Genomic DNA, 23,095 nt, shown 5'->3' with positions numbered 1-23,095 from the left:
CACTCCGCCCGGCCCCGACGTCCGACGGTCAGACCGGCTGGCCCGGCGGGCGCGCGTCGACCAGGGCCGCCACCTCACCGGTACGGACCATCCGCTGCCAGCGCAGCCGGTTGCCGATCACCGCGGTGACCGCCGACTGCACCACCACCAGGTACATCACCTGCCGGTAGACGAGCTGCTGCAACGGCAGCGACCAGAGCGGGCCGTAGCGTTCGCGGTCCAGCCGCAGGGCGTACGCGGCGGTCAGCCCCTGGAGCAGGAGCAGCCCCACCCAGGCCAGCACGAGCGTCGACCAGGGCAGGAAGAGCAGCCCGTAGACGGCGTACACGTCGACCGCGGGGGCGGCCAGCGGCAGCACGATCTGGAAGACGGTCAGGTACGGCAGGCCGCGCCGGCCGAGCTTGCCGCCGGCCCCCGGCTCGCGCAGCGCGTGCCGGTGCTTCCACATCGCCTGCATGGTGCCGTAGCACCAGCGGTACCGCTGCCGCCAGAGCTGCCGCAGCGAGCTGGGCGCCTCGGTCCAGGCGATCGCGCCTTCCTCGTACACCACCCGCCAGCCGGCCCGGAGCACCTTCATGGTCAGGTCGGTGTCCTCGGCGAGGGTGTCCGAGGGGACGCCGCCGACGGCGAGCAGCACCTCGCGGCGGAACGCGCCGATCGCGCCGGGGATGGTGGGCATGCACTCCAGCACGTCGTACATCCGGCGGTCCAGGTTGAAGCCGATCACGTACTCCAGGTGCTGCCAGCGGCCGAGCAGCCGGCGCCGGTTGGCGACCTTGGTGTTGCCGGAGATCGCGCCGACCGTCGGGTCGGCGAAGCCCTGCACCAGCCGGTGCACGGTGTCCGGCTGGAAGACGGTGTCCCCGTCGACCAGCACCAGCAGGTTCGCCCGGGCGGCCCGGATGCCGGTGTTGAGCGCGGCCGGCTTGCCGGCGTTGGCCTGGCGGATGACCCGCACCCCGCGCAGCCCCATCCGCTCCACGATGTCGGCGGTGCCGTCGCTGGAGCCGTCGTCCACCACGATCACCTCCAGCGCCGGGTACGCGCTGGAGACCAACGACCGTACGGTCGCGGCGATGTTCGCGGCCTCGTTGTACGCGGGCACGATCACCGAGACCGGCGCGTCGACCACCCGGCGCGGCCGGTGTGGGCGACGGACCCGGCGTACGTGCAGCTGCGCGCAGGCGACCTGCACGGCCAGCCGGACGATGCCGAGCACCAGCGCGACGGCGAGCAGCATGTTCATGCCGGTGGCCGCCCACTGCGCCCCGGTCTGGGTCCAGCGCAGCGCGTACCCGCCGAGCCGGGTGCCGGCCGACGCCGGGACGGTCGACGGCGGCGCGTCGATTCCCTCGGAGATCCCGGTGAACCGGTAGTCCTGCGCCGACAGCCGGGTGAGGAGCTGGTCCAGGGCGGCGACGGTCTGGCTCCGGTCGCCGCCGCCGTCGTGCATCAGCACCACCGCGCCCCGGCCGGGCTGCGGGGTGGCCGCGCGGACGATCGCCGGTACGCCGGGCCGCTGCCAGTCCTTGGCGTCGAGGTCGGCGAGGACGGCCACGTGGCCGGTGCCGGCGGCGCGGCGCAGCGCGTCGTACAGAGCGGCGTTGAGCGTGCCGGTGGTGGACGAGTAGGGGGCCCGCAGCAGGGTCACCTCGCGCCCGGTGGCCGCCGCGACCGCCTTGCGGGTCAGCGACAGCTCCAGTTCGGCCCGCCATGGGGAGACCGTGCCGAGGTCGGCGTGGGTGTACGTGTGCGAGCCCAGCTCGTGTCCCTCGTCGAGGATCCGCCGGACCAGCTCCGGGTGGTCGTTGACCCGGGAGCCGACCACGAAGAAGGTGGCGTGCGCGCGGTGCCGGCGCAGCACGTCGAGCACCTGCGGCGTCCATTCCGGGTCCGGGCCGTCGTCGAAGGTCAGCGCGACGGTCCGGTCCGGCATCCGCCGGCTGACCGGCTCGGGCTGGTCCAGCCGCAGCACCGGGCCGGCGCCGGTGGCCTCCTCGGGCGCCGGCCCGGCCGGGGCGGCGGACGGGCCGGCACCGCCGTCGATCCCGGAGACCAGACCGTTGACGGTCAGCGCGGCGAGCAGCAGGAGCAGGCCGAGCAGCAGGAGCACCCAGTGGGCCCGCGGGTCGCGGCGGGCGACGTGTCGCGCCATGGTCAGTGGGGCTTGCCCGGGGTGCGGCTGGGCTTGACCGTCCGGCGTTCGTCACCCTGGCCGGGGACGGTGTCGGTGACCGACGGCGCGGCGGCGGTCGGCGCGGTGGGGGCCGGAGCCGCCGTCCGGGTGGCCGTGGGCGACGGCACGGCGGTGCTGGTCACCGGCCCGGGTCGCGATGTCGGACGGCCGGGCTGACCGAACTCCTCGGGCCCGTCGACGCCCGCCTCGACCGGTGGCCGCGCCTTCGGGTCGGTCCAGCCGGGCAGCGGGACGCTGGTGTCGCCGAACAGCCCGGCGAGGATGAGGCCGAAGCTGGTGAGCAGCCCGAGGCCCATCGCGGTGCCGGCGATGACGGTGATCCGGCGACGCCGGCCGGTCCGGTCGACGAATACCGGCGGTGCGCCGCCCGGCTGGTTGTGCATCTGGTGATCTCCCGATCGCCGTGCTGCCGCCGCCGGCGAATCGTCCACGCCGGGGCGGGGCCCGCTGGCGGGCCTCCGCAGTCATCAGCGACGCCCCACCACGGACCGTTACGTCAGCCGGCCCGCAGCTCCTCGACGGCGGTGCTGGCGCGCAGGAAGAGCAGGCCGACACCGACCGTGACCAGCACTGCGGCCAGGGCGCCGGCACCGACCCCGGCCAGCTGCGCCAGCGGTACGTCCGGCGTGACGCTCACCCACTCGGTGCGGGTGTACGCCGCCCGGGTGGCCGGGTCACCGCAGAGCTGTGCACCGGCGTCGCAGATCTCCTGGGCGTATCCGCCCGGCCTGGTGCCGCCTCCGGTGACCCCCCAGCCGAGCAGCAGGCCGACGGTGAGCGCGACGGCCACGGCCGGCACCGCCGGGGCGAACGCCTGCCAGGCGATGGACCGGCCGATGGTGGCGCGGGGCACCCCGGTCGCGACCAGGGCCGCGTACGCGCGCCGCCGGGCGGCGATCTGCTCGACCAGCGCGACGACCAGTCCACCGCCGGCGATCAGCAGGGCGACGCCGACGGCCAGGTCGACCAGGTCGAGGGTGCCGAGGTAGAAGTTGTCGTCGCCGGCGATGCCCGCCCCGGTGAGCCGGCGCAGTTCCAGCTCGGCGCTGATGTTCGCCCGGACCCCGACCGCGCCACCGCCGACGATCACGGCGGCCAGCAGGGCGGCGAAGGTGCGGCTACCGGCCCACGGGTCGGCGGTCAGCCGGCGGGCCGCCAGCAGCGTGTCGGGCCGCCGGGCGGACCGGTGCAGCAGCCGCCCGGCCGTGTACGACAGCCATCCGGTCCCGATGACCACGCCGAGCGTCGCCGCCAGCCCACCGGCGAGCAGCAGCGCCGGGAGCAGCAGTGCGGGCTGCTCCTGGTGACGGTCCCGGTACCAGTCCTGCACCGGGTCGATGGCGGCGAACGCGGCCAGCCCGCCCAGAATGAGCACGCCGGCCCATGGGCCGGGCGGGCGTTCCCGGGCGGCCCGGCGCACCACGCCGAACGGGGTGGTGCTCACCCGGCGCAGCAGCAGGGCGCTGGCCAGCGCGGCGACCAGCGGCAGCCCGAGCACCACCGCCAGGATCACCGGCGTCGACGGCAGCACGTCGGTGGGCAGCGGCAGCCGCCCCCGTGCGTCCGGCCGGTGCAGCAGCGCCCGGCCGCCCAGGTACACGGCCAGCCCGACCAGGGTGCCGAGCAGGCCGGCCAGCCCGGTCTCGGCGATCGCGACCCGGGTCACCTGCCCGGGGGTGGCCCCGGCCAGCCGGAGCGCGGCGAGCCGGCGGTCCCTGGCCGGGGCACCGAGTCGGGCGCACTGTCCGGCCAGCGCCAGCACCGGGACGGTGAGCAGCAGCAGCGCGAACGCGGTGCCGCCGCGCAGCCCCGGCTCCCGGAGCAGGGCGCTGGCGTACTGCTCCGACCGGGCGTACGGGTCGCCTCCGGGCGGGGTGGGGATGGCCAGCACGGTGAGCGCGGCCAGCCCGGCGAGGGTGGCCAGGGTGGCGCTGAGTGTGGTCAGCACCACCCGTACGACGTCGGTGCGGCTGCCGGCCAGGGCGAGCCGGAGCAGGGTGGCCGGTCTCACCGGCGTTCTCCGGCGAACGGCCGTTCCAGCCCCAGCCCGGTGGTGTCCACGACACCGTCGCGGAGCATCACCTCCCGGTCGGCGTACGCGGCGATCCGGGGTTCGTGGGTGACCAGCACGACGCTGGTGTGCTGCTGCCGGGCGAGCCGGACCAGGTGGGTGAGGACCTGCTCGCCGGTGAGCGTGTCCAGCGCGCCGGTCGGCTCGTCGGCGAAGAGCACCCGGGGCTCGGTGACCAGGGCCCGAGCCAGGGCGCACCGCTGCTGCTGCCCGCCGGACATCCGGCCGGGCCGGACGTCGGCGACGTCGGCCACGTCGAGCCGTTCCAGCCAGCCGAGCGCCGCCGCCCGCGCTTCTCGCCGCCCCGTGCCGGCGAGAAGCAGCGGAAGGGCGACGTTCTCCGCCGCGGTCAGCTCGGCGACGAGCTGACCGAACTGGAACAGCACCCCGAACTCGGTACGCCGCAGCTTCGACCGGGCCGCCTCGGACCAGGTGTCGATCCGCTCACCCCGCCAGGTCACCTGCCCGGCGTCGGGACGGAGGATCCCGGCGAGGCAGTGCAGCAGGGTGGACTTGCCGCAGCCGCTGGGGCCGGTGACGGCGACGATCTCCCCCTCGGCGACGTCCAGGGTCACTCCGCGCAGGGCGGGTGTCGGGCCGTACGCCTTCACCACGCCACGGGCCGCGAGTTGCGTCACGGGTGCACCTCCCGGTGCCAGTCGGCGACCCGGTCCAGGGTGGTCCGCAGCCACCTCAGGTCGGCGTCGAGGTGGACGATGGCGTAGTCGGCCGCGACGACGTCGTCGAGAGTGGCCGTCGGCGCCGTCTTGATGGCGGTCAGCTCGCGCAACCGGTCGGTGTGTGCCCGCGCCTGGGCGACCAGGTAGGCCCGGGCGGTGTCCACGTCGGCGACCAGCAGCGCCACCACGACCTTGGCGAAGAGCGTGCTGGTCACGTACGGCGCGGGCGGCTCGACGGCGGCGAGCCAGGCGTCGAGTTCCTCCCGGCCCCGGCCGGTGAGCGCGTAGGCGGTCCGGTCGGGGCCGGACTCGCGTTCCTGGCCGGTGGCCACCACCAGCCCGTCCCGGGCGAGCCGGCCGAGGGTCGCGTAGACCTGCCCGAAGGCCAGCGGCCGGGCCCGGGGCAGCCGGGTGTCGTGGGCACGCTTCAGGTCGTACCCGTGCCGGTTGCCGGCGGCGAGCAGCCCGAGCAGGACGTGCGTGGTGGACACACGCCCCACTATTCATTCAGTGAATAGCTGCCGTCAAGCGTTCCAGTTCAGGTCCCGCCCGGCCGAGCAGCCGGTCCGACTCGGTGCAGCCCGGCCCGGTCGCCACCTCCGGGCCGAACGCGCCCATCTGCCGGCCCATCGGCCCCATCTCGTCCAGGAATCCGCACCCGACGGTCAGCGTGGTGTTCGAGCAGGTCGAGGGCGGCCCGGCGAACGCCGAGGCGACGGCGCTGGCTGCGGAGATCCACGCCGACCGGGGCGTACGGCGGGTGGACGACCTCGCCCACCGGCACGGTGTCTCCCCCGCCGCGTACGCCCGCTCGCTGCGCTGACCACACGCACCCCCACGGACCGTCACCACCGCGCCGCCCCGCCGGCATCACCGCACCATCCCTTTGCTCTGCTGCCACCGACGCGCCAGCTACCCGGAGTGACGCGACCGCCGCTGCACTGAATCCGGCCGTCGCGAGTACCGGCAGCTCACTGAGGGTGGTGCGTCCATGGCTGCAGAGCAAAGGAGACGACCGACCCATCCGCAGCAACTCGCACACATGACGCTGCGTAAAACTCGCCAGCCGTCACGGTCGGTGACCGGCGGCAGCACGCCCGGCGTCAGCGGCGGCGGACCGCGACCACGGCGACGTCGTCGTGGATCTCCGGCGGGGCCAGCTCGACCAGCAACCGCTGGCAGAACTGGTCCAGGTCGGCGTCCACCCGGACGGCACAGGTGGCGAGCGCGGCCAGTCCCTCGTCGATGGTGGTGTCCCGGCGCTCGATCAGCCCGTCCGTGTAGAGCACCAGGGTGGCCCCGACCGGCAGGGTGAACTCCAGGTCGTCGGGGCGCTCGGCGCGGACCCCGAGCAGCGGCGCGGGCTGCTGGACGAACTCCACCCGGCCGTCGACGCTGACCAGCGCCGGCAGGTGCCCCGCGCTGGCCATCCGGATCCGGCCGGTGGCCGGGTGCAGCAGCAGCAGGCAGAGGGTGGCCAGCTCGTCGCGCAGCAGCGTACGCATCAGTTCGTTGAGCCGGTCCAGGATCACCCCGGGCTGGTGACCCTCCACCGCGTACGCCCGCACCGCGTGCCGCAGCTCGGCCATCACGGTCGCCGCGTGCAGCGAGTGGCCGGCCACGTCCCCGATCGCCACCAGCAGCTGCCCGTCGAGCATCACCAGCTCGTAGAAGTCCCCGCCCACCTCGGTCTGGGCGCTGGCCGGCTCGTACCGGACGGCCAGGTCGAGGCCGGCGACCTCGGGCAACTGCCGGGGCAGCAGGCTGCGCTGGAGGGTGACCGCGATCCGGTGCTCCTCGTCGAAGGAGCGCTGCGCCTCCACGGCCGAGGCCACCGCCTGGGCGAGCTGCACCAGCACCGGCGTCCGCTTGGTCTGGGTCGCCGTCGGCACCACCACGTAGAGCGGGGCACGGTCGTCGCGCAGCTTGGCCGCCGCCACGGTCACCGTGTCCCCGGCCGGCCACGGCATCAGCGCCCACTGCGCCGGGTCGTCGACCCGTACCGTGGCGCCCTTCGGCACGCCCGTGTCGTCGACCACCCACGGCACGATCGACGGCGCGGCACCCGGCGCGGCGGCCACCCCGGCCAGGCACTCCCCGTCGAAGGTCTCGGCGACGACCGCCGCCGGGCTCTTGAAGATCTGCGCCGCGCCGGCCGCCGCCGCCTCCAGCAGGCGGGCGAAGTTCGGGGCGGCGTGCACCGCGACGGTGGTGTCGGCCAACCCGGTCAACCGCTCGGCGAGCAGTTCGGCCCGCTGCCGCGCCTGGTAGTAGCGGAGCACCGCGTGCGCGGTGGCGACCAGTTCCTCCGGCTCGATCGGCTCCGCCAGGTACGCGTCCGCGCCCCGGGTCAGGCCCTGGGTGCGGTCCACCGTGTCGACGGCGTGCGCGGACACGTGGATCACCGGCAGCGCGGGATGGTCCGCCTTGATCCGCTCGCAGACCTCGAAGCCGCTCAGGTCGGGCAGCCGTACGTCGAGCACCACCAGGTCGATCGCCGGGTCCGCCCCGACCCGCTCCAGCGCCTCCCTGCCGGTCTCCGCCTCGCGGACGTCGAAGCCGGCCCGGGTGAGCCAGCTGACCAGCAGGTAGCGCTTGGTGCGACTGTCGTCGACCACCAGCACGGTCGCCTGGTCGCCGACCACCGTCACTCCCCGCCCGCCGGCAGGACGACCGTGAAGGTGCTGCCCCGGCCCGGCTCGCTGGTCAGCTCCAGGGTGCCGCCGAGCAGCGTCACCAGCCGCCGGGCGTACGGCAGGCCGAGGCCGGTGCCGCCGATCCGGGTGGTCCCCGGCGCCTGGTAGAACTCCTCGAAGATCCGATCGTGCAGCCCGGCGGGAATCCCGACCCCGGTGTCGGAGACCGAGAGCCGCCACCGGCCCCCGTCCCGCTCCGCGCGCAGCCGCACCTCGCCCCGCTCGGTGAACTTGAGCGCGTTGTGCAGCAGGTTGCGCAGCACCTGCGACAGCAGCACCTCGTCGCAGCGGAGCACGGCCGGCGCGGGTGGATCCTCCACCACCAGCTCCACGGTCGACCGGACGGTCAGCGCCCGCAGCGTGCCGCGCAGCTGCCCGAAGACCGCCCGCAGGTCGACGTCCGCCCACTCCGGCTCGATCCGCCCGGACTCCGCCTTGGCGAGGTCGAGCAGGTCGTTGACCAGCGAGAGCAGGTCCGCGGCGGAGGACCGAATCAGCTCCACCTGCTGGGACTGCTCGCCGGTGAGCGGGTCGGAGGCGGAGTCGGTGAGCAGCCGGCCCAGCCCGATGATCGCGGTCACCGGGGCGCGCAGTTCGTGGCTGACGTTGGCCAGGAAGCGGCTCTTCGACTCGCTCGCCGTCCGCAGCTGGGCCGACTTCTCCTCCAGCTCGGCGTAGAGCGCCACCACGCCCCGGTTGGTCTCCTCCAGCTCCTCGGAGAGCTGGGTGTAGAGCGCCATCACGCCCCGGTTCGTCTCCTCCAGCTCCGCGTTGAGCACAGCCAGCTCGTCGCGTTGGCTGCGTACCTCGTCCAGCGCGGCGATGAGCTGCTCGTTCTGCGTGGCGAGCTCGTCCAGGGCGCTGGCCGGGGCGGTGTGCCCGAGCTCGGCGCGGAGCTCGGCCAGCCGCGCGGCGGTCAGCGCCTGGGCGGTGGCCGGAACACGTCGGGACATCCTCACGACCGTATCGCCCTCCGGGCGGGCCACGCCCAAGGTGTCCACCAGACGCGCCACCGCGCCGGACTGCGGCTCGTACCGGCCGTCGGGCAGCGGACGCGCCGGGGTCAGGTCGATCTGCAGGGCGGTACGGCCGTCCGGACGGTCCACCACGAAGAAGGCGACATCCGCCCCCTCGGCGGTACGCAACAGGTCGCGGGCGACCTCGCTGAGCGCGGTGGCGACCCGGATCTGGTCCTGGTGCTCCAGCCCGACGGCGTCGGCGACCTCCCGGCCCCGCTGCCGGACGGTGAAGATGTCCTGCTCGACCCGGAGCGCCATCCGCAGGAGCGGCTCGGGGCGGTTCATGCCGGCGTCCTCGCCACCAGCACGCACGCGTCGTCCCGGCGGATGCCGGCGTCGCGCAGCAGGGTGGCGGCGACCACCAGGGGCGACCGGCCGGTCAGCCCCGGGTAGTCCTCGATCCGCCAGCGGTCGACCACCCCGTCACTGTGCATGACCAGGGTCGCGCCCGCCGGGAACGGGTAGTCGTACTCCCGGATCACCGGCCGCTGGTGACCGGCGATGCCGGGCAGCGAGACCAGCCCCTTCCGGCCGTCGTCCGGGCCGAGGACGACACCGGCGATGTTGCCGATCCCGGCGTAGCGCAGCAGGCCGGCCGCCGGGTCCAGCTCGGCCACGGCCACCGCCGCCCCCCGGGTGTGCGACATCGAGCGGTGCAGGTGCTGGACCACCGCGGCGGGTGGGACGGCCGGCGCGGAGCGGAACGCGGCCAGCGCGGCGTCGGCGGCGGCGCCGGCGAGCGGCCCGTGCCCGAGGCCGTCGCAGACCAGCGTCTGGTGCCGCCCCTCGGCCACCCGTACCGCGTACCCGTCGCCACTGATCTGTTCGCCGGTGATCGGCCGGCTCAGCCCGGCCGACCAGATCGACGGGGCGGGCACCCCCTTCGGCCACACCTGCACCGTCGTGACGGTGCCCTTGCCGACCCGGGACCAGGCGTCGAACCAGGTCGCCTGCCGGGCGATGGCGCCCAGCCCGATGCCGAGGGTGCCGGTGGTGGAGTGACCGTCGCGGGAGGAGACGGTCAGGTCGGCCATGCCGGGGCCCGAGTCGACGGCGACCAGCTCCACGCCGGCTTCGCCGTCCGCCCGTACCGGGCGCAGCAGCAGGACGCCCTCCTGGGCGTGCTTGACCAGGTTGCTGGTGAGTTCGGCGGTGACGATGGCCAGCTCGGCGACACGGTTCGCACCGAGGCCGAGCTGGCCGCCGAGCCGCTCGGCGGCCCGGCGGGCGGCGCTCGCCGCGCTGCCGGACTCGACCCGGAACCAGGCGCCGGCGGCGGGAACGGTCTCGGCGCTCACCGGGACCACTTGGTCACCGTGATCCGGGTGCCCTCTCCCACGGTGGTCTGGATGTCGAACTCGTCGACCAGTCGCCGGGCGCCGCTGAGGCCGAGCCCGAGGCCACCGCCGGTGGTGTAGCCGTCGGTGAGCGCGAGGTCGAGGTCGGGGATGCCCGGACCGGAGTCGGCGAAGACGATCCGTACGCCCCGACGGCGCCCGTCGTCGACGACGCTGACCTCGGCGTTGCCGCCCCCGCCGTAGATCAGGGTGTTGCGGGCCAGCTCGCTGGCGGCGGTGACCAGCTTGGTCTGGTCCACCAGGGAGAGCTTGACCGCCACGGCCACGGTACGCACCAGCTGACGGACCCGGACGACGTCCTCGTCGCTGCCGATCGCCTGCGCCTTGGGGCCCAGGTCGACGCCCGCGGTCATGCGGATGTCGCCGCCGATCCGGACTCCGCGCCCTCGGCCTCGTCGACGCCGAGGTCGTCCTCGCGGGTCGCCGCGATCAGCTCCATGCCGCGCTCGACGTTCAGCGCGGTCCGGATGCCGTTGAGCGACAGGCCCAGCTCGACCAGGGTGATGGCGACCGCCGGCCGCATCCCGACGACCACCGTCTCGGCGTCGAGCACCTTGGAGATCGAGGCGATGGTGGAGAGCATCCGCCCGACGAAGGAGTCGACGATGTCCAGCGCGGTGATGTCGATGATCACGCCGTGCGCGCCGGTCGCCACGATCCGCTCGGCGAGGTCCTCCTGGAGGGTGACCGCCGTCTGGTCGGACATGTCGATCTGGATGGAGACCAGCAGGATGTCGCCGATCTTGAGGACCGGCACCCGCTCCATCACGCCTCCCGGCGGGCGTGGCGGCGGGCGGTCTCGACCCCGGTGAGGCGCAGCACGTGGCGCAGCGCGTCGGCCAGGCTGGCCTTGGTGGCGATGTCGCCGAACTCGATGCCGAGAGCGACGATGGTCTGCGCGATCTGCGGCCGGATGCCGGAGATGATGCAGTCGGCGCCCATCAGCCGGGCGGCCACCACCGTCTTGAGGATGTGCTGGGCGACCTGGGTGTCCACCGCCGGCACACCGGTGATGTCGATAATCGCGTACGGCGAGCCGGTGTCGACCAGGGTCTGGAGCAGCCGCTCCATCACCACCTGGGCGCGCGCCGAGTCGAGTGTGCCGACCAGCGGCACGGCGACCACGCCGTCCCAGATCTTCACCACCGGGGTGGAGAGTTCGAGCAGCTGCTCGGCCTGGTCGGCGATCAGCCCCTCGCGCGTCTGCACGTAGGTCTCGAAGGTGAACAGGCCCATCTGGTCGATCAGGGCGTTGAAGGCGATGACGTCGCGCAGCTCCACGTCGCCGGAGTCGGCCAGCTCGGCCAGCACGTCCTTGAGGGCGTAGATGCTGATCGCGGTCTCGGTGGCGGAGAAGCCCTGCCGGGCCCGGCCGCGGGAGAGCTCGGCGAGCACCGCCCGCACCTCCGCGGCGCGCTCGGACTGGACGTCGGTCAACCCCTCGGCACCGACTTCGATCATGCTACGGTGCAGTTCCTGCACCTGGAGGCGCAGCTCCGCCTGGCTGAGCCGGCCGCGCAGCGACGCCGCGACGACCTCCGTCCAGCGCTGGACGACACGCTCGGCGTGCTCGGCCAGCAGGCCGGCGAGCCGGCCACTCTCCTCGATGGTCAGGGCCATGATCCCTCCTCTGAGCTGGACGGGCGGACTCTATCACCGGGACCTGCCGGCTTACTTGCCACGAGGCAACGGAATGATCAGGCCCACCGGATGCGGCTCCCGTTCTGCGTACGACCCCGTTCGTGGGATACCGTTCCACCGATAACAGGAGGTCCGAATGTCCTTGACGGTGCACACGGAACAGCGCGGCGACGTCGTCGTCGTGTCGGTCGCGGGCGAGCTCGACATGGCGACCGCACCGCAGCTGCAGGACCAGATCACCGACCTGCTCGACAAGGGCCGCAGCCGCCTCGTCTTCGATCTCGCGAACGTCTCGTTCTGCGACTCGACCGGACTGTCGGTCTTCGTACGCGCCAAGAACAGCTGCGACGAGGCCGGCGGCGTGGTGCGGCTGGCCGCCCCACAGCGCGGCGTACTGCGCATCCTCGAGGTCAGCGGTCTGGTCGAGGTCCTGCACACCTACCCGACGGTCGAGCAGGCCGTCGCGGGCGACCCCACGCCCGCCTCCTCCTGACCTTCTCCCTCACCGCTCGTCCTCGATGAATCGGGGACGAGCGATCACCATGCCCGCGGTCGTCTGCACGGCGAGCGCGCCGAGCAGGAAGCCGATCGGGGCGGTCCACCCTCCGGTGGCCTCGTAGAGGATGCCGACCAGCAGCGGGCCGAGTGCGGCGATCACGTACCCGGTGCTCTGCGCGAAGGCCGACAGCGCGACGGTGCCCTCGGCGGTGCGGGCCCGCAGGCCGATGGTGGTCAGGATCAGTGGGAAGGCGCCCTGGCCGAGGGCGAGCAGCAGCACCCACAGCGGCGCGAGGCCGTGCGGCGCCACGGCCAGGCCGAGGTAGGACGCTGTGGAGAAGGCGGTCAGCGAGAGCACCAGCGGGCGCAGGGTGCGCAGCCGGCCGGCCAGGGTCGGCATCAGCAGCGCGACCGGCACGCCGAGCGCGGTGACTCCGGCCAGCAGCAGCCCGGCGGTCTCGGCGCGGTAGCCGGCGTCCCGGAAGAGCTGCGCCAGCCAGCCCATGATCGCGTACCCGCTGAGCGACTGCGCCCCGAAGTAGACGGCCATCGCCCAGCCGAGCCGGGTGCGCTCCGGCCGGATCCGCACCCGGGGTGCGGGGGCCGCCGTCGTGGTCGCGGCCCGCCGGGCGGCGCGCGCCCGCAGCGCCAGCGGCACCCACGGGAGTACGGCCACCGCCGCCAGCCCGGCCCAGACGCCCAGCCCGGCCCGCCAGGAGCCGAAGGCGTGGGCGACCGGCACCGCCGAGGCGGCGGCCACCGTCGTGCCGACGGTCAGGGCCATCGTGTACGCCCCGGTGACCAGCCCGGTGCGGTGCGGAAAGTGCTGCTTGACCAGCATCGGCAGCAGGATGTTCGCCACCGCGATGCCGGCCAGGGCGAGCGCGCTGGTGAGCACGAAGACCGCCGCCGAGTCGGTGGCCACCCGGAGCACCTGGCCCACGGTGAGGGCGAGCATCGCGAGGATCAGCACCCGGGCGGCCGGCCAGCGGCGGACCAGCCAGGGGGTGAGCGCGCCGAGTGCGGCGAAGGCGATGGTCGGCAGCGTGGTGACGAGGCCGGCCATCGTGCCGGAGAGCGCCAGCCCGGTGCGTACCTCGTCGAGGAGGGCGCCGAGGCTGGTGACGGCGGCGCGCAGGTTGAGCGCGACCAGCAGCATCCCGACCAGCACCAGCAGCCCGCCGGTGGCCGGGCCCGACGTCGCCGTGGGGGCGACCGTCGACGCGGGTCCGGGGGTGCCGTCGGCGGTCGGCGCGACCGCGTCGGCGTCGGTACGGGCGTCGGCGGGAGCCTCGGCGCAGGCGGTGGGTGGCGGGGTCATGACCTCGAACCTACAATCATGGGATGAATTTCGGCAGGAGGTGTAACCGGTGACACCCGTCGTCGATTCCGTCGCCGTGCCCCCGCGCGGGCACCGGGTACGACAGACCATCGAGCAGCTCCGGGCCCGCATCCTCGGCGGCGAGTGGCCGGTCGGCGGGCGGATCCCGACCGAACCGCAACTGGTCGCCGCGCTCGGGGTGGGGCGGAACACGGTCCGCGAGGCGGTCCGGGCGCTGGTGCACGCCGGGGTGCTGGAGTGCCGCCAGGGCTCCGGGACGTACGTGGTGTCGACCGACGAGCTGGCGCCGGTGGTGGCCCGCCGGCTCACCGACGACCGGATGGCCGAGGTGGTCGAGGTCCGGCGCGCCTTCGAGGTGGAGGCGGCCCGGCTGGCCGCGCTGCGGCGTACCCCCGAGGACCTGGCCGCGCTCGACGGCGCGCTCGCCGCCCGGGAGGCCGCCTGGGGATCGGGCCGGGTCGCCGACTTCGTGGAGGCGGACGCCGCGCTGCACACGGCGGTGGTCGCCGCCGCCCACAACGGGATGCTCGCCGAGCTCTACGCCTCGGTCGGCACGGCCCTGCGCAGCACGGTGGCCCAGGCGATGGGCGACACGCTGGAGCCGGAGCGGTACGTCGACCACGGCCGGCTGGTCGAGGCGATCCGGGCCGGCGATCCGGCGCGGGCGGCGATCGAGGCCGGCGCTTTTCTGGAGCCACCCTCGGGGGCATAGGTTGTCCCGGACGCAGAATCGAACAGCACGGGAGTGCGGATGCTCAAGGGCTTCAAAGACTTCATCATGCGCGGCAACGTCGTCGACCTGGCGGTCGGTGTCGTCATCGGTGCCGCGTTCACCGGCGTGGTCACCCAGTTGACCAAGTCGTTCCTCGAACCGCTGGTCCGGGTCTTCATCGCGCTGCTCACAGGCAGCAAGAACGGCCTCACCGGCTCCACCCCGACCTTCCGCGAGATCCCGTTCGACTGGGTGGCCTTCGTCAACGCGGTGATCACCTTCACGCTCACCGCAGCGGCGCTGTACTTCCTGGTCGTCTACCCGATGAACCGGCTCGCCGAGCGCCGCAAGCGGGGCGAGGAGCCGCCGCCCTCGGCGCCGAGCGAGGAGGTCAAGCTGCTCACCGAGATCCGGGACGCACTGGTCGCCGCCGGTCACACCACCCCGGGGCAGCAGCGGGGCGCGCTCGACGACGTGCTCGGTCGGCGTACGGAGCCGCCGGCGCCGCGCTGACCCGACCCATGCACATCGGCCCCTGTGGGAATCCCGCAGGGGTCGACCTGTTTCGTACACATGTTCGATAGAGTCCCGCCATGGAACAGCGCAGGCACTGGTGGAACGGTAAATGGGGGCGGCTGGCCCGGCGGGACGTCTTCCTCCGGGTGGACGGCGACCGCTGGCACGTCGAGCAGCGGGCCGGCGGCGCGGAGGGCGTCTCCCAGTTCTACGAGTACGCCAGCGCGGAGGAGGCCGAGGAGACCGTGCGGGCGCTGCTGGAGGGCACGGACGCCTGGCGTGAGCTCTCCCCCCGCCCGCCCAGCGCCTGGGCCCCGCCGACCACGCCCTGACGACCCCTGCCCGCTCCGGCGGGCCCGGCGGGGTCGGCGGAGCGCGTTTAGCGCGGGGCGGGGCCGGGAACCGCGCGGACATGGAGCAGCAGGGCATCGGAGAGCAGACGGTCATCTCCCGGGTCACCACCGGCATGCGGGTGGTCGACGCCGAGGGCGTCGAAGTCGGCACCGTCGACCTGGTGCAGCGCGGCGACCCCAACGCCGTGACCGTGCAGGCACCCACCGCCGACCCGGGCAGCAGCCTGGACGAGCTGATCGAGGCGGCGGCGGTCGAGGAACCCGAGGTGCCCGCCGACCTGGCCGCCCGCCTGCTGCGCACCGGCTACCTGAAGGTCTCGACCGAACTGGCCCGCACCGGCGCGGTCTACGTGCTGGCCGACCAGATCGCCACGGTCGCCGACGGTCAGATACGCCTCGACGTCCCCGCCGGCGACCTGCCCCCGGAGGAGTGAACCGCCTGCGCGCCGGTGTCACCCTCGGCCGGGCCCGCCGCGTGCGTACGACGGCGACGGAACAGCAGCAGCATCAGCCAGCCGGCGAGCAGACCCCAGAACGCGCCGCCCACCCCGAACAGGCTCACCCCGGAGGCGGTGACCACGAACGTCACCACGGCGGCCTCCCGGCTCTCCGGGTCGGCGACCGCCGAGGCGACCGCGGTCGCCAGGGCGCCGAGCAGCGCCAGTCCGGCCACCGCCTCGATCAGCACCGGTGGGGAGAGCAGCACCAGGGCGGTCGCCACCCCCGCGCCGAGGCCGAGCAGCGCCAGGCCCAGCCCGGCGGTGACCGAGGCGATCCAGCGACGGTCCGGGTCCGGGTGGGCGTCCGGCCCGGCGGCGAGGGCGGCGGTGATCGCGGCGAGGTTGACCGCGTGCCCGCCGACCGGTGCGCCCAGTGCACTGGCCAGCCCGGTCGCCCGCAGCGCCGACCCGAGCGGTGGCCGGTAGCCGTAGCCGCGCAGCACGGCCGTGCCGGGGACGTTCTGGGCAGCCATGGTGACCAGGAAGAGCGGCAACGCCAGACCGACCACCGCGGGCACGGTGAAGGCCGGCGGGGTCAGCTCGACCACCGGCCGGAGACTGCCCACGCCCCCGCCCGACGTGGTGATCGCGATCGCCGCCACCGCCACGACCAGCGCCGCCGGCACGGCCCACCGCCGGGCGAACCGGTGCAGCACCAGCCAGGTGACGATCACCGGTACGGCCAGCCGGGGCACCTCGACCAGCGCCCGCACCGGGGCGGTGCACAGTGGCAGCAGCACCCCGGCCAGCATCGCCGCGGCCACTGGGCCGGGGATCGCGGCAACCGCCCGGCCCAGCGCGGGGAAGAGCCCGGCGGCCACGATCAGCACCCCGCAGACCAGGAACGCGCCGACTGCGGCGGGCCAGCCGCCGGGGACCGGACCGGTCGCCACCAGCAGCGCGGCACCGGGGGTGGACCAGGCGATCGAGATCGGCATCCGGTGCCGCAGCCCCAGCCAGAGGGCGCAGAGCCCGGAGGCGACGCTCACCGCGAGCAGCCCGGAGGCGGCCTGCGCCTCGCCGGCGCCGACCGCGCGTAACCCGGCGAGCACCACGGTGAACGAACTGGCGAAGCCGACCAGGGCGGTCACCACGCCGGCCAGCACCGGTTGCAGTCGTTCCGCCACCCCGTACCCCCCGTCGTCGGGGGTCACCCTAACCAGGCCGGTCGACGGTCGTGCCCCGCCCGGATCCGCAGCCCACGGGACGGGACCGAGCCGGCGGACGGGCGGCCGGCGGACGACCACTCCCACCCCGTCCGAACATTTCTCCCACTCCACCCACCGGGGCGGTAGAGACGCCGGCCGGGTGTTTCCGGCAAGCTTGTCGCATGACGCTGATCCTCCGCTCGGCCATCCTCAACGACGTCGGCCTGGTCCGCACCAACAACGAGGACTCCGCCCTCGCCGGTGACCGCCTCGTGGCGGTGGCGGACGGCATGGGCGGGCTCCCCGCCGGCGAGGTGGCCAGCGAGATCGTCATCCGGATCCTGGACGAGCTGGTCCCACCGACCGTCCCCGACGAGGCCGCCGGGGCGCTGCGCGCCGTCGTCGCCACCGCCAACCAGCGCATCCGCGCCGCGATCTCCGCCGATCCCGCCCGCGACGGCATGGGTACGACGTTGACCGCCGGCCTGCTCGCCGGGGACGCCCTGGTCCTCGCCCAGGTCGGCGACTCCCGCTGCTACCTGCTGCGCGACGGTGAGCTGACCCAGCTCACCCGGGACGACACCTTCGTCCAGGCGCTGGTCGACCAGGGGGCGCTCTCTCCCGACCAGGCACGGCACCACCCGCAGCGGTCCCTGGTGACCCGGGCCGTGCAGGGCGCGGACGCGCCCCCGGCGGTCGGGGTGCTGACCGTGTTCGTCGGCGACCGGCTGCTGCTGTGCAGTGACGGGCTCTCCGACTACGTGGAGGACGCGGCCATCCAGGCGGCGCTGACCACGTACGGCGACCGGCAGCAGTGCGGCGAGCAGCTGGTGAAGCTGGCCCACCAGGCCGGCGCGCCGGACAACGTCACCGTGGTCGTCTCCGACCTGGTCGAGGTCTGAGCCCGGCCAACCGGGTTGCGACGGCGGGCCGGCCGGGTTGGGATGGATGGATGCCCATCCGCCGGCTGGCCGCCGAAGAACGCCTGACCACCAGCTTCCCGCTCCAGGCGTACGCCTTCGAGGCGTCGCCGCTGACCGGGGAGCGGGTGGAGGCGTTCCACCGGTACCTGCCGTACAACAAGGGCAACCGGACGCTGGTCGTCGAGGAGGGCGGCGAGACCCACGCGGCGGCCAGCGCGATCCCGATGCGGCAGAACCTGCGCGGGCGGGTGCTCCCGATGGCCGGGGTGGCCGGGGTGGCGACCCATCCGCTGGCCCGCCGGCAGGGACACGTCCGGGCGCTGCTGCACCAGCTCCTCGACGAGATGCGCGACGAGGGGCACCCGCTCAGCGCGCTGTACCCGTTCCGGGCCGGCTTCTACGAGCGGTTCGGCTACGTCGGGCTGCCCCGGGCGCGTACCGTCCGGTTCTCCCCCGCCGACCTGGGCCCGCTGCTGCGCGCGGACCTGCCGGGCGAGGTGACCTGGGAGCGGATCGGCGCCGGCTACCCCGGGTACCGGGCGTTCACGGAGCGCTGCCTGCGGGAACGGCACGGCTTCGCGATCTTCCCGGACTTCCGCGCCGTCGGGCTGCGCGACCGGGACGACCGCTGGCTGGTCACCGCCCGGATCGACGGCACGACCGTCGGCGTGCTCACCTACCGGATCGACGACCACGGCGGGGAGCTGCACGGCGACGACCTGCTGGTGGGCGACCCGTACGCCCGGGCGCTGCTGTTGCGGTTCCTCGCCCGGCACGTCGACCAGGTGGAGCGGATCAGCCTCCAGGTGCCCGCCGACGAGCTGCCCGAGCTGTGGCTGACCGACCTGGCCGTGCACATGGAGGCGCGGGTGTCCCGCCCCGGCTCGCCCGCCCCGATGGCCCGGCTGCTCTCCGTGGACGCGCTCGCGGGCCTGCCGGCCGGGCCGGGCCGGGTCCGGGTGGAGCTGGTCGACGACCGCTGGCTGGGCGGCACCCACCTGCTCGACGGCGCCACCGGCCACCTGGAGCTGACCTCCGGCGGGCCGGCGCCGTCGGCGACGCTCACCGCCGCCGGCCTCTCCGCCCTGGCGTACGGGGTGCTCGACCCGGTCGAGGTGGCCGTACGCGGGCTGGGCTCGATCGGCCCGGAGGCGGCGGCCGAGCTGCGGCGGCTCTTCCCGCGCGAACTGCCGTACCTGTTCGCCGACTTCTGAGCCGTCATCTCAGCGCACCGCCGGCCGGGCCGCCCGGCCCAGCGAAGATCGGCGGGCCGGCTTAGGTCCGGGTTAATCCTCGGTGGCGGATGCGGCGGGCACGACGGGGGGCTCCTAGCATCGGGCGGGTGCGCCTGACGTCCGCTGTGGTCCTGCTCGTTCTCGGTGTCTCCACCGCCGCCCTACCGGCCTGCGGCAGCGAGCGCCCCGACAGCGGCCGGTGGGCCGCCCCCGCCACGTCGGCGAGCGGACCGGCCGGCCCTGCATCGTCGAGCCCGACGGCCCCCAGCACACCGAGCAGCAGCCCGTCACCGAGCCCCGCCCGGGCGGTGCCGGCGTTCACGGCCGGCAACCCGGACGGCCGCGCGGCCGTCCCGGCAGAGGCGCGGGCGGTGGACACCTCCCGTCCGACCAGGACGGTCGGCACGGGCACCCCGGCGAGCTGCACCTCGGCCGCGGTGGTGAAGGCGGTGGCGGCCGGCGGGATCATCACGTTCGACTGCGGCCCGGCCCCGGTGACCATCCGGATGGCGGCCACCGCGAAGGTCCGGAACCGGGTCGGCGCGCGGGTGGTGCTCGACGGCGGCGGCAAGGTCACCCTCTCCGGCGGCGGTGAACGGCGGATCCTCTACATGAACACCTGCGACGGCGCGCAGGGCTGGACCACCTCGCACTGCCAGAACCAGGACCACCCCACGCTGACCGTGCAGAACCTGACCTTCGCCGACGGGAACTCCACCGGTGAGAAGGCCGAGGGCGGTGGCGGGGGCGCGATCTTCGTACGCGGCGGCCGGGTGAAGGTGGTCAACTCGCGGTTCACCGGCAACCGCTGCGACCGCACCGGCCCGGACCTGGGCGGCGGCGCGCTGCGGGTGCTCAGCCAGCACGACAACCGCCCGGTGTACGTCGTGGGCAGCACGTTCACCGGCGGCACCTGCGCCAACGGCGCGGCACTGAGCAGCATCGGGGTTTCCTGGACGGTGCTGAACAGCGTCTTCACCGGCAACCGGGCGGTCGGCACCGGCGCCAACCCGGCCCGGGCGGGCACCCCCGGCGGCGGCAGCGGCGGCGCGATCTACTGCGACGGCAACGAGTTCTCCGTGCGGATCGCCGGCACGGTGATCCGGGACAACCGGGCCAACGAGGGCGGCGGCGCGATCTTCTTCGTCAGCAACAACCGCACCGGCACCCTGCGGATCGAGGACTCGACGCTGCGCCGCAACTCCAGCGCAGGCTTCGAGACCAGGGGCCTGCCCGGCATCTTCTTCCTCGGCGCCTCCGCCAAACTCACCTGACACCCCCACCGCCCCGCCCGCGCGACCTCGCACTGTTGATCAAGAAGTTTGCGTCTGGAAGTCGCGTTCACGAGGCGCAAACTTCTTGATCAACGAGGGCGGTGGCGGGGCCGCGGCGGAGGCCGGTGGGCGGTGGAGTGCGAGGACGTCAGTAGGGGTTGCCGGTGCCGGGGGTGCGGGCCTTGAGCAGGGCGGCGGGGCGGCCGGGGAGGTCGGGGGCGGTGCTCATCGGTGGGGAGCCGGTGCCGGCGTGCTCCGCCATGCCGGCGAAGAGTTCCTTGAGCGCGGTGACGGCGTCGATCCGCGGGTGCCAGCCGAGTTCGGTCTCGGCGCGCTCGCTGGACATCAGCGGGACGTTCAACGCCAAGTCGACCCAGCCGGTGTCGACCGGTTGCAGGCGGGCCCGCCAGGTCAGCGCGGCGGCGGCGCGCAGCACCGGTACGGCCACCGGGACCGTCCAGCCTCTGAAGTGCCGGGCCACCAGCTCCGGGGTCAGCACCGGGTCCGCAGCGACGTTGAAGGCACCGCGCGCGTCACCCAGAACCGCCCGGGCGTACGCGTCGGCGACGTCGTCGGCGTGCACCGCCTGCATCCGCAGCCGCCGGTTCGCGGGTACGACCGGGATGCGCCCGAAGCGCAGCAGCCGCACCGGGGCGAGCGGGCCGAGGAAGTACCGGCTGATCTCGGTGCCCGCGTCCCGCTGGAAGATCAGTCCGGGGCGCAGCCGGACCACCCGCAGTTCGGGACGCTCGGCTTCGAGGGTGTCGAGCATCGACTCCACCTCGGCCTTGTCCCGGCTGTACGACGAACCGTCCACCCCGGTGGCGGGCCAGCGCTCGCTGACCGGGTGGTCCTTCGGGCCGGGCGCGTAGGTGCCGACCGACGAGGCGTACACCAGGGCGGGGACGCTGGCCGCGACGACGGCCGCGGTCACCGCCCGGCTGCCGCCGACGTTGGTCCGGTACAGGGTGCGCTGGTCGTGGCTGGGCTGGATCTGCCAGGCCAGGTGCACGACCACGTCGGCCCCGGCGAAGATCGCGGTGAGCTTCCCGGCGGCGTCCGGCGCCCCGACGTCGCAGGAGTGCCACCGCACCCCGTCGTACGGCTCACCGGCGTCCGGGCCGGGCAGCCGCCGGGCCACGCCGACCAGTTCCAGCCCCGACTCCCGACGCAGCCGGCGCAGCACCGCCGTCCCCACGTTGCCGCTGGCACCCACGATCACGATCCGCATGCCGGCTGCGGTACCCGTTGAACCGGGCTCCAACCCGGTGCGGGACTTCGCCTTTCACGCGGTACTCCGGTCACCCGGAGGCCAGGGCGGCGACCAGACAGGTGAACGCCGCGACGGTGGTGACCGTGCGGGCCAGGTTCCACCGCGTCCAGGCCGGCTCGAAGCCCTCCCGCAGCGCCCGCAGGTCGGCGATCCGGTCCACCGGCCCGGCCGCGTCGAGCCGGTCGTTGAGCGGCACGTTGCGCCGCATGGTGATCAGCAGCGTGGCGCCGTAGAACACCAACGCCGCGACCGTCCAGGCCAGCACCCGGCCGCCGACCGTGACATGCAGCGCCACCGCCAGGCCGGTCAGCAGCACCGCGCCGAGGAACGCCGCGACGAACCAGCCGTTGAGGATCCGCCGGTTGATCGACTGCATGGTCCCGACGAAGGTACGGTCATCGACCGCGGCCAGGCCCGGCACCACCGAGCAGGCGTACGCGAAGAAGAGCCCCGCCATCAGACCGGTGACCACCGTGGCAGCGGCGAGGGAGAGAGTTCTCATGCCCTCCAGCTCACCCCTTCGCGCCGCTGGCGGCCATGGCCGGGACGCTCGGGTGCATGCGTGGGCGTCCAGGCGGGCGGGATCGGCCGGAAGCCGGAAGGCCCTGCCGGTCAAGGTCCGGTAGCCTGAGGGCCAACGGGCCGCTAGCTCAATGGCAGAGCTGTGGACTTTTAATCCATAGGTTCAGGGTTCGAGTCCCTGGCGGCCCACTCCTCCGCAGGTCAACAGCCCTGGCCGGGTTTCTGAACGCCGCGCTCAGGGCCGGTACGGCAGCGAAGTACAGCCTCGTTGGCCAGGCCACCGTCGGCCTCCCAGCCGGCGGTGGCGGCAGCAATCGCGACGGTCACCTCGACGCTGCCGAGCAGGGTGGAGGAGTTCGCCCGCAAGTCCAGACCCTGCCCTGCCCCAAGCGCTACATCGTCCGCGACGTCTACACAACCCTACGCGCTGACTTCGCCGCCCTCGCCCCTTGACCCCCATAGGAGCATCGGGATGGATGATTGAGCCATTTTCATCGTGACGGTGCAGGTCACGGGTGGTTCGGGCGGCCGGTGTCCAGGTAGGACGAGGCTCCCGGTAAGACAGCAATCGACCAAGATCAGATGCCCCAACCGGGAGCCTCGCTGTGCTGTCTTACCCTGCCGCGATTCCGTTGTCCACCCGCAGCCTGAACCACCTCGCCGCCCTCATCCGAGCCCGCCGCCAGCAGCGACGGTCCCGGTGGCGACGCCTGGACCCCGGCCGGCAAGCCCTGCTCGCCCTGGCCCACCTGCGCAACGGCGACACCCTGACCCGCCTGGCCTGAGTTGTAGCGTTCTGGCGATCTTGTGATCGTGGGTGCCGCTGACGTGGGCGTTTGCTCGCGGATCGGTGCTGGTGTGGTCACTAACGCGGCTTGTCTGCGTGGATAGTCTCGCCGGGTGGGCACTTTCGTGCGGCGGGTGAAGACCGCCTCGGGAGCGACCGCGGTCCAGATCGTGCACAAGCGAGGCCGGCGCGTGTTGAGCATCGAGCACATCGGCTCGGCCCATACCGACGACGAGTTGGCACTGCTGCTGCAGGTCGCCGAGGAACGCCTTCATGGCGGGCAACTATCCCTGGACCTCGGCGGCGCCAGCGCGGGCGCGGCCGGGACATCGGCGGTGGTCGAGGGCACG

Annotated in this window: 25 protein-coding genes, 1 tRNA gene and 2 pseudogenes; 12 read left to right on the top strand and 16 right to left on the bottom strand. The window is 74.0% G+C overall.

Features of this window, described 5'->3' with window-relative positions; all coding sequences use genetic code 11:
• Positions 1–28 precede the first annotated feature (28 nt).
• From GA0070560_RS27145 to GA0070560_RS27125, 5 genes are all read right to left on the bottom strand, one after another.
• Positions 29–2,155 carry a bifunctional polysaccharide deacetylase/glycosyltransferase family 2 protein gene (locus GA0070560_RS27145; protein ID WP_091302864.1) on the bottom strand — a complete coding sequence of 709 codons (2,127 nt, stop codon included), beginning with the start codon at positions 2,153–2,155 and terminating at the stop codon, positions 29–31.
• Positions 2,156–2,157: 2 nt separating this feature from the next.
• Entirely contained in the window at positions 2,158–2,580 is a 423-nt protein-coding gene (locus tag GA0070560_RS27140) for a hypothetical protein (protein WP_091302862.1), read from the bottom strand.
• 113 nt (positions 2,581–2,693) lie between these two features.
• On the bottom strand, positions 2,694–4,208 hold the full coding sequence (locus GA0070560_RS27135) for an FtsX-like permease family protein (protein ID WP_091302860.1): 1,515 nt from the start codon (positions 4,206–4,208) through the stop codon (positions 2,694–2,696).
• Positions 4,205–4,906 carry an ABC transporter ATP-binding protein gene (locus GA0070560_RS27130; protein WP_091302858.1) on the bottom strand — a complete coding sequence of 234 codons (702 nt, stop codon included), beginning with the start codon at positions 4,904–4,906 and terminating at the stop codon, positions 4,205–4,207. Before GA0070560_RS27130 ends, GA0070560_RS27135 begins: the two co-directional genes overlap by 4 nt.
• Positions 4,903–5,439, bottom strand: coding sequence for a PadR family transcriptional regulator (locus GA0070560_RS27125; RefSeq protein ID WP_091302856.1), 537 nt, complete (start codon positions 5,437–5,439; stop codon positions 4,903–4,905). The genes GA0070560_RS27130 and GA0070560_RS27125 overlap by 4 nt, the downstream gene beginning before the upstream one ends.
• Before the next feature lie 182 nt (positions 5,440–5,621).
• Between GA0070560_RS27125 and GA0070560_RS28930 the strand changes: the two genes are divergently transcribed.
• The gene (locus tag GA0070560_RS28930; RefSeq protein ID WP_170839605.1) at positions 5,622–5,771 is read left to right on the top strand and encodes a hypothetical protein; all 150 of its coding nucleotides are present in this window, start codon (positions 5,622–5,624) and stop codon (positions 5,769–5,771) included.
• 280 nt (positions 5,772–6,051) lie between these two features.
• On the opposite strand, the gene GA0070560_RS27115 is transcribed toward GA0070560_RS28930, so the two are convergent.
• From GA0070560_RS27115 to GA0070560_RS27090, 6 genes are read right to left on the bottom strand one after another with little or no spacing between them, the layout of a single operon-like run.
• The gene (locus GA0070560_RS27115) at positions 6,052–7,599 is read right to left on the bottom strand and encodes a SpoIIE family protein phosphatase (protein ID WP_091302852.1); all 1,548 of its coding nucleotides are present in this window, start codon (positions 7,597–7,599) and stop codon (positions 6,052–6,054) included.
• Positions 7,596–8,948 carry a sensor histidine kinase gene (locus GA0070560_RS27110; RefSeq protein ID WP_091302880.1) on the bottom strand — a complete coding sequence of 451 codons (1,353 nt, stop codon included), beginning with the start codon at positions 8,946–8,948 and terminating at the stop codon, positions 7,596–7,598. Before GA0070560_RS27110 ends, GA0070560_RS27115 begins: the two co-directional genes overlap by 4 nt.
• Complete coding sequence (locus GA0070560_RS27105; RefSeq protein WP_091302882.1) at positions 8,945–9,961, bottom strand: SpoIIE family protein phosphatase; 1,017 nt, start codon at positions 9,959–9,961, stop codon at positions 8,945–8,947. Before GA0070560_RS27105 ends, GA0070560_RS27110 begins: the two co-directional genes overlap by 4 nt.
• Positions 9,958–10,374: an ATP-binding protein gene (locus GA0070560_RS27100; protein WP_091302850.1), complete on the bottom strand. Its 417-nt coding sequence runs from the start codon at positions 10,372–10,374 to the stop codon at positions 9,958–9,960. Before GA0070560_RS27100 ends, GA0070560_RS27105 begins: the two co-directional genes overlap by 4 nt.
• Positions 10,371–10,787 carry an STAS domain-containing protein gene (locus tag GA0070560_RS27095; RefSeq protein WP_091302848.1) on the bottom strand — a complete coding sequence of 139 codons (417 nt, stop codon included), beginning with the start codon at positions 10,785–10,787 and terminating at the stop codon, positions 10,371–10,373. Before GA0070560_RS27095 ends, GA0070560_RS27100 begins: the two co-directional genes overlap by 4 nt.
• A complete protein-coding gene (locus GA0070560_RS27090) occupies positions 10,787–11,641 on the bottom strand; it encodes an STAS domain-containing protein (RefSeq protein WP_091302846.1) in 855 nt (284 codons plus the stop codon). Before GA0070560_RS27090 ends, GA0070560_RS27095 begins: the two co-directional genes overlap by 1 nt.
• 157 nt (positions 11,642–11,798) lie before the next feature.
• On the opposite strand from GA0070560_RS27090, the gene GA0070560_RS27085 reads away from it, so the two are divergent.
• Entirely contained in the window at positions 11,799–12,155 is a 357-nt protein-coding gene (locus GA0070560_RS27085) for an STAS domain-containing protein (protein WP_088976933.1), read from the top strand.
• Positions 12,156–12,164: 9 nt separating this feature from the next.
• Here GA0070560_RS27085 and GA0070560_RS27080 read toward each other — a convergent pair whose 3' ends face one another.
• Complete coding sequence (locus GA0070560_RS27080) at positions 12,165–13,481, bottom strand: MFS transporter (protein ID WP_091302844.1); 1,317 nt, start codon at positions 13,479–13,481, stop codon at positions 12,165–12,167.
• A gap of 49 nt (positions 13,482–13,530) precedes the next feature.
• Between GA0070560_RS27080 and GA0070560_RS27075 the strand changes: the two genes are divergently transcribed.
• The 4 genes from GA0070560_RS27075 to GA0070560_RS27060 all read left to right on the top strand — a co-directional run bounded on the left by GA0070560_RS27075 (position 13,531) and on the right by GA0070560_RS27060 (position 15,517).
• Complete coding sequence (locus tag GA0070560_RS27075; RefSeq protein ID WP_091302842.1) at positions 13,531–14,214, top strand: FadR/GntR family transcriptional regulator; 684 nt, start codon at positions 13,531–13,533, stop codon at positions 14,212–14,214.
• A gap of 39 nt (positions 14,215–14,253) precedes the next feature.
• The gene (gene mscL / locus GA0070560_RS27070) at positions 14,254–14,727 is read left to right on the top strand and encodes a large conductance mechanosensitive channel protein MscL (RefSeq protein ID WP_091302878.1); all 474 of its coding nucleotides are present in this window, start codon (positions 14,254–14,256) and stop codon (positions 14,725–14,727) included.
• 80 nt (positions 14,728–14,807) lie between these two features.
• A complete protein-coding gene (locus GA0070560_RS27065; RefSeq protein WP_091302840.1) occupies positions 14,808–15,062 on the top strand; it encodes a hypothetical protein in 255 nt (84 codons plus the stop codon).
• An 80-nt stretch (positions 15,063–15,142) separates the two neighbouring features.
• Positions 15,143–15,517, top strand: a complete 375-nt coding sequence (locus tag GA0070560_RS27060; protein WP_425412725.1) for a hypothetical protein — start codon at positions 15,143–15,145, stop codon at positions 15,515–15,517.
• Here GA0070560_RS27060 and GA0070560_RS27055 read toward each other — a convergent pair.
• Positions 15,469–16,737, bottom strand: coding sequence for a benzoate/H(+) symporter BenE family transporter (locus tag GA0070560_RS27055; protein WP_245675747.1), 1,269 nt, complete (start codon positions 16,735–16,737; stop codon positions 15,469–15,471). The two genes, GA0070560_RS27060 and GA0070560_RS27055, sit on opposite strands and share 49 nt — an antisense overlap.
• 176 nt (positions 16,738–16,913) lie before the next feature.
• Here GA0070560_RS27055 and GA0070560_RS27050 point away from each other — a divergent pair, with 176 nt between their 5' ends.
• The 3 genes from GA0070560_RS27050 to GA0070560_RS27040 all read left to right on the top strand — a co-directional run bounded on the left by GA0070560_RS27050 (position 16,914) and on the right by GA0070560_RS27040 (position 20,163).
• On the top strand, positions 16,914–17,633 hold the full coding sequence (locus GA0070560_RS27050; protein ID WP_091302839.1) for a PP2C family protein-serine/threonine phosphatase: 720 nt from the start codon (positions 16,914–16,916) through the stop codon (positions 17,631–17,633).
• Positions 17,634–17,683: 50 nt separating this feature from the next.
• Positions 17,684–18,868 carry a GNAT family N-acetyltransferase gene (locus GA0070560_RS27045; protein ID WP_091302837.1) on the top strand — a complete coding sequence of 395 codons (1,185 nt, stop codon included), beginning with the start codon at positions 17,684–17,686 and terminating at the stop codon, positions 18,866–18,868.
• A gap of 134 nt (positions 18,869–19,002) precedes the next feature.
• A complete protein-coding gene (locus tag GA0070560_RS27040; RefSeq protein WP_091302872.1) occupies positions 19,003–20,163 on the top strand; it encodes a hypothetical protein in 1,161 nt (386 codons plus the stop codon).
• Positions 20,164–20,311: 148 nt separating this feature from the next.
• Here GA0070560_RS27040 and GA0070560_RS27035 read toward each other — a convergent pair whose 3' ends face one another.
• Positions 20,312–21,394: an NAD-dependent epimerase/dehydratase family protein gene (locus tag GA0070560_RS27035; protein WP_091302835.1), complete on the bottom strand. Its 1,083-nt coding sequence runs from the start codon at positions 21,392–21,394 to the stop codon at positions 20,312–20,314.
• A gap of 70 nt (positions 21,395–21,464) precedes the next feature.
• Positions 21,465–21,938 (bottom strand): anthrone oxygenase family protein, encoded by a 474-nt coding sequence (locus GA0070560_RS27030; RefSeq protein ID WP_091302833.1) that lies wholly within the window; start codon positions 21,936–21,938, stop codon positions 21,465–21,467.
• 137 nt (positions 21,939–22,075) lie between these two features.
• Here GA0070560_RS27030 and GA0070560_RS27025 point away from each other — a divergent pair.
• Positions 22,076–22,147 (top strand) — tRNA-Lys (locus GA0070560_RS27025).
• 12 nt (positions 22,148–22,159) lie between these two features.
• Here GA0070560_RS27025 and GA0070560_RS28925 read toward each other — a convergent pair.
• Positions 22,160–22,324: a hypothetical protein gene (locus GA0070560_RS28925; protein WP_170839604.1), complete on the bottom strand. Its 165-nt coding sequence runs from the start codon at positions 22,322–22,324 to the stop codon at positions 22,160–22,162.
• Positions 22,325–22,563: 239 nt separating this feature from the next.
• Between GA0070560_RS28925 and GA0070560_RS27020 the strand changes: the two are divergent.
• Positions 22,564–22,740, top strand: a pseudogene (locus tag GA0070560_RS27020) (IS5/IS1182 family transposase); the annotation flags it as partial.
• 118 nt (positions 22,741–22,858) lie between these two features.
• Positions 22,859–23,095: pseudogene (locus GA0070560_RS27015) on the top strand (IS1634 family transposase); the annotation flags it as partial.

The organism is Micromonospora halophytica, from assembly GCF_900090245.1.
GTDB lineage: Bacteria > Actinomycetota > Actinomycetes > Mycobacteriales > Micromonosporaceae > Micromonospora > Micromonospora halophytica.
The sequence above is the reverse complement of the archived record's forward strand: the minus strand, read 5'-3'. Positions and strand labels throughout refer to the sequence as shown.

Bases quoted from the DNA above. Each gene is read 5' to 3' on its own strand.
- GA0070560_RS27110 (WP_091302880.1), bottom strand. From the start codon at position 8,948: ATGAACCGCCCCGAGCCGCTCCTGCGGATGGCGCTCCGGGTCGAGCAG.
- GA0070560_RS27140 (WP_091302862.1), bottom strand. From the start codon at position 2,580: ATGCACAACCAGCCGGGCGGCGCACCGCCGGTATTCGTCGACCGGACC.
- GA0070560_RS27035 (WP_091302835.1), bottom strand. From the start codon at position 21,394: ATGCGGATCGTGATCGTGGGTGCCAGCGGCAACGTGGGGACGGCGGTG.
- GA0070560_RS27045 (WP_091302837.1), top strand. From the start codon at position 17,684: ATGCCCATCCGCCGGCTGGCCGCCGAAGAACGCCTGACCACCAGCTTC.
- GA0070560_RS27060 (WP_425412725.1), top strand. From the start codon at position 15,143: ATGGAGCAGCAGGGCATCGGAGAGCAGACGGTCATCTCCCGGGTCACC.
- mscL (WP_091302878.1), top strand. From the start codon at position 14,254: ATGCTCAAGGGCTTCAAAGACTTCATCATGCGCGGCAACGTCGTCGAC.
- GA0070560_RS27145 (WP_091302864.1), bottom strand. From the start codon at position 2,155: ATGGCGCGACACGTCGCCCGCCGCGACCCGCGGGCCCACTGGGTGCTC.
- GA0070560_RS27090 (WP_091302846.1), bottom strand. From the start codon at position 11,641: ATGGCCCTGACCATCGAGGAGAGTGGCCGGCTCGCCGGCCTGCTGGCC.
- GA0070560_RS27085 (WP_088976933.1), top strand. From the start codon at position 11,799: ATGTCCTTGACGGTGCACACGGAACAGCGCGGCGACGTCGTCGTCGTG.
- GA0070560_RS27065 (WP_091302840.1), top strand. From the start codon at position 14,808: ATGGAACAGCGCAGGCACTGGTGGAACGGTAAATGGGGGCGGCTGGCC.
- GA0070560_RS27095 (WP_091302848.1), bottom strand. From the start codon at position 10,787: ATGGAGCGGGTGCCGGTCCTCAAGATCGGCGACATCCTGCTGGTCTCC.
- GA0070560_RS27030 (WP_091302833.1), bottom strand. From the start codon at position 21,938: ATGAGAACTCTCTCCCTCGCCGCTGCCACGGTGGTCACCGGTCTGATG.
- GA0070560_RS27100 (WP_091302850.1), bottom strand. From the start codon at position 10,374: ATGACCGCGGGCGTCGACCTGGGCCCCAAGGCGCAGGCGATCGGCAGC.
- GA0070560_RS27050 (WP_091302839.1), top strand. From the start codon at position 16,914: ATGACGCTGATCCTCCGCTCGGCCATCCTCAACGACGTCGGCCTGGTC.
- GA0070560_RS27080 (WP_091302844.1), bottom strand. From the start codon at position 13,481: ATGACCCCGCCACCCACCGCCTGCGCCGAGGCTCCCGCCGACGCCCGT.